The following is a 3277-nucleotide window of genomic DNA, read 5'->3' on the forward strand; positions in this document are numbered from 1 at the left end:
ATTGGCAAACGGCTTGCACCCAAACTGCATGAAATAGGTATCAAAACGGTGCTGGATCTCAAAACAGCGTCGCCATCGCAACTGCGCGCCCGTTTCTCGGTCGTGATGGAGAAAATCATTCGCGAAATTAATGGCACTGCCTGTATCGAACTGGAAGAAATCAAGCCGCCGAAAAAACAGATCGTCAGTTCCCGTTCCTTCGGAATCTCTGTATCCGATCTAGCTAGCCTCGAAGAATCTGTCTCCCTTTATATCAGCCGTGCAGCAGAGAAGCTGCGAAGACAACAATCGTATGCCGGATCGGTTCACGTCAATATTCGCACCAGTCCATTCAATGAGAAAGAACCGTATTATGCCAATGGCATGACGATTGCACTACCAAGACAAACGGACGATACAAGATTGCTGACCAAGGTTGCACTCTGGGGATTACGCAAGATTTATCGCCGTGGCTACCAATATCAAAAAGCGGGTGTGATGTTGTCTGAACTGGTACCCAGGCAATACCGGCAACTGGATCTCTTTGGTTCGGTATCAGCAACAGATACTCAATCCAGCAAATTGATGAGCGTCATAGATCAAATCAATGCTCGTATGGGGCGGGGTACTTTAAAACTGGCATCCGAAGGCTACAAACAACCGTGGAGAATGAAACAGGGTAATAAAAGTCCCAACTACACCACAAATTGGGATGAATTGATTTGTGTTACGAAATGATCGGCAGATTGGCTCATAGTTTACCATTCAATACTTTATTTTATTTCATTCCATGCGCTGAAAATCTCTTCGGAGCGAACGCCTGGATGCTTGATCAACCAAACCAAATAGTTTATCAATCTCACTCTTTCTACTAGATGGTTGATGTCCTATCACCTTAACAAACTCGCATGTTAGATTGGAGTTCAATCGATAGAATTCTTGGTACAGCTCATAATTGTTAAGTTGTTTGTTTTTACTAGAAAAATAATTACTTTCTTCAAGACGGGCGCGCCTTCCCGGCAGGCTAATAATATTTTGCGAATCTGTATAAACTGTCAAAATTAGTTCGTGGTCATTGGCTAAGGCATTTATTTCTTCCAATGCCCATAACAGCGTTTGCAATTCCAATCTCGTCGAATTAGTTTGTTCAAAACGCTTCACTCTCACCGTATCTTTTAGCAATTCTATACCTGTACCTAGCTCAGACACCACAAGGTAAGCACCATATCCAATCTTTAATTGGTTATTAACACTACCGTCGATAAAAATATGAGAATAAAGCATTGTTGGATAAATTCTGCTTACAACTAAAATTCAAAGCAAAGTATCACACTCTACTCGCCAATGGGATTAACTAATACGGCTCAGAAGAATGCGATTAAGAAATCAAGACAAGAAAATTTCTGCTTTCATGATTTGCGCCCTACATGAGCTTCATGACATCGACAGGCTGGAACCATTGAGAGTATTAGATTGCATCCATTTTAATCCTAAATTACAACTGAGGGAATTAGGGTAAATGGCCTTATTAGTCGCTATTAGTCTAAACACAACATAGATATTTCAGGGCCGACTATCTAGTTAATATAAGCGTATCGTTGTTTATTAACAGAAATAAAGGCAAAAAGGTCGAATTGCTCTGTTTCTACGATACTGAACACCTTACAACTTCAATATGAGGTGGAAAATGGAAACAGTTTCAAATCAATTTCAACCAATCGAGCAAATTACCCTTGCTGTAATATCAACCGAGCAAGCTGCTTTCTACTTAAATCGAAAACCGCAAACCTTGAGAATCTGGGCGATGAGTGAATGCGGATTAATCAGACCGTTACGGATCAATGGCCGACTTGCCTGGCCGGTAAAGGAAATCAGGAAAGTTTTAGGCGTGGAGGTTTAATCATGACCCCACAAAAGAAAAGCCCCAGCGGGATGGCCGGGGCAAGTGCTTTTAATTCATTAAATTCAAGCAATAATTATACCACTTCCAGCATAGAGTCTCAATTCCGCCAAACAATGCAAGCCTCTGGTATTCATTATTCTGGTGAGATCATAGCAGATGGTAAATTGCACAGATTCCACATTGAAGGCCACAAGCAAGGCACTCTAAACGGTGCTTATACACTGCACCTTAACGGACGCCCAGCAGGATATTTTAAAGACTACAAAACTGGTATTTCACAGACTTGGCGAAGTGGCAACGGTTGCCAGTCTGTTTCATATGCTCTTATTAAGCAGATCAACGAGGCCAAGCTTCAACGTGAAGCAGAAATCCGCCAAAAACACGAAGCAGCAGCGATTAAGGCTTTTCATATCTATAACCGATCAAAATCTATCGCCAAACAGTCAGGACGTGCCTACCTAGTAAATAAACGTATTCAACCACACGGAGCGCGGTTATATCATGATGCCCTTGTTATCCCAATTTTTAACGAATCAGACCAACTGGTTAACCTGCAATTCATTAATCCCAAAGGTGAGAAACGCTTTTTATCAGGCGGACGCAAGCGCGGCTGTTTTCATATCATTGGCGATCTATCACAGCGCATTTTAATCTGTGAGGGATTTGCCACTGGTGCAAGTCTTTTTGAAGCATCAGGTCAGCGTGTTGTTGTTGCGTTTGATGCTGGAAACCTGCTACCTGTCGCAAAAAACATCAGGGAATTGGCTCCGGATGCTGAAATTATCATTTGCGGGGATAACGATCTATCAGGCATGGGCCAAACTAAAGCGCGTGAGGCTGCGTTATCTATTGGCGGCAAACTACTTATCCCACCGATACCAGGCACAGATTGGAATGATATCCTGACAGGGGGCAACCATGCTTGATCAAGAAATTATTTCTTCTGACGAAAACTTTCAAAACAATGTTGCCAACGTTTCCAATGTTGCCGTCTTGAATCTTGATGATGCAGAAATCGTTCAAGATGAAGTATTGCAAGCGTCTTGCAAGGTTATTGACGACACATTGGCGATTTGCTCAGAACAGCCGGGTGAATTGATGTCACCTGAGTTTCTTCAAGCTCTAGAGTACATCCGTAAAGCAGATCCGAAGTTGGCGGCAGAATACCGGGTAAAAATTAAACGCGCCAAACCAAGCGGTGTTTTGATGTCTGATATCTGGGACGCATCAAATCCTAATGAAGGCAATGGCAACAGCGACAGCGCAGCGGCTGAACTTATTCAAATGGTTATAGAAAAAGGGGTTCTGTCGCATTAAGCGCAAAAATGCATATTTTGGATGAGCTGGCATGCCATCCCTTTAAACTAGACGGATTTATTCTGCCAGCGCATAAAA

At 42.6% G+C, this 3277-nt stretch carries 5 protein-coding genes; 4 read left to right on the forward strand and 1 reads right to left on the reverse strand.

All coding sequences use genetic code 11. From position 1 onward, the window contains the following. A partial coding sequence (locus ACH10T_RS10880; RefSeq protein ID WP_394809299.1) for a DUF4113 domain-containing protein occupies window positions 1-717 on the forward strand: 717 nt, incomplete at its 5' end. Between the two features lie 45 nt (window positions 718-762). Here the strand turns inward: ACH10T_RS10880 and ACH10T_RS10885 are convergent. Next, window positions 763-1263, reverse strand: a complete 501-nt coding sequence (locus ACH10T_RS10885) for a ribonuclease HI (RefSeq protein WP_394809300.1) — start codon at window positions 1261-1263, stop codon at window positions 763-765. A 403-nt stretch (window positions 1264-1666) separates the two neighbouring features. Here ACH10T_RS10885 and ACH10T_RS10890 point away from each other — a divergent pair, with 403 nt between their 5' ends. From ACH10T_RS10890 to ACH10T_RS10900, 3 genes are read left to right on the forward strand one after another with little or no spacing between them, the layout of a single operon-like run. Then, window positions 1667-1879, forward strand: a complete 213-nt coding sequence (locus tag ACH10T_RS10890; RefSeq protein ID WP_394809301.1) for a DNA-binding protein — start codon at window positions 1667-1669, stop codon at window positions 1877-1879. A 2-nt stretch (window positions 1880-1881) separates the two neighbouring features. Next, window positions 1882-2808 (forward strand): toprim domain-containing protein, encoded by a 927-nt coding sequence (locus tag ACH10T_RS10895; protein WP_394809302.1) that lies wholly within the window; start codon window positions 1882-1884, stop codon window positions 2806-2808. Beyond that, window positions 2801-3199 (forward strand): hypothetical protein, encoded by a 399-nt coding sequence (locus tag ACH10T_RS10900; protein WP_394809303.1) that lies wholly within the window; start codon window positions 2801-2803, stop codon window positions 3197-3199. Before ACH10T_RS10895 ends, ACH10T_RS10900 begins: the two co-directional genes overlap by 8 nt. The last annotated feature ends 78 nt before the right edge of the window (window positions 3200-3277 follow it).

It is taken from the genome of Nitrosomonas sp., assembly GCF_043753625.1.
In the GTDB taxonomy this organism is placed as follows: Bacteria; Pseudomonadota; Gammaproteobacteria; order Burkholderiales; family Nitrosomonadaceae; genus Nitrosomonas.

Bases quoted from the DNA above. Each gene is read 5' to 3' on its own strand.
- ACH10T_RS10885 (WP_394809300.1), bottom strand. From the start codon at position 1,263: ATGCTTTATTCTCATATTTTTATCGACGGTAGTGTTAATAACCAATTA.
- ACH10T_RS10890 (WP_394809301.1), top strand. From the start codon at position 1,667: ATGGAAACAGTTTCAAATCAATTTCAACCAATCGAGCAAATTACCCTT.
- ACH10T_RS10895 (WP_394809302.1), top strand. From the start codon at position 1,882: ATGACCCCACAAAAGAAAAGCCCCAGCGGGATGGCCGGGGCAAGTGCT.
- ACH10T_RS10900 (WP_394809303.1), top strand. From the start codon at position 2,801: ATGCTTGATCAAGAAATTATTTCTTCTGACGAAAACTTTCAAAACAAT.